General features: G+C 40.9%; 1 protein-coding gene. It reads right to left on the reverse strand.

Going from position 1 to position 257, the window contains the following annotated elements:
* On the reverse strand, positions 1-237 hold a 237-nt coding region (locus tag FS628_RS30745; RefSeq protein ID WP_145326697.1), incomplete at its 3' end, for a hypothetical protein.
* Positions 238-257 lie beyond the last annotated feature (20 nt).

The raw sequence follows: 257 nt of genomic DNA on the forward strand, positions 1-257 counted from the left end.
CCTTTCCATGTTGAATCCATACCTTTCTTTACTTATCCTTCTCCACACTTCTGACATCCAACCAAATTCTTCAATCCACCTTTCAATCCCCTCAACTTCACACAATCCCTCACCCTTTACATAATCCACCCACCAATGTACATCAGCACCCATTTCTTCTCTCCACTCTCCTTTTTCCCTCTTCCTCAAAAACCTAAATCCAACTACTTTATCCAAATATTCCTCAATGACTTTCATCAACATCCCCTCCCAACAAT

This window comes from Paenibacillus xylanexedens (genome assembly GCF_007676705.1).
Taxonomy (GTDB): Bacteria; Bacillota; Bacilli; order Paenibacillales; family Paenibacillaceae; genus Paenibacillus; species Paenibacillus xylanexedens_C.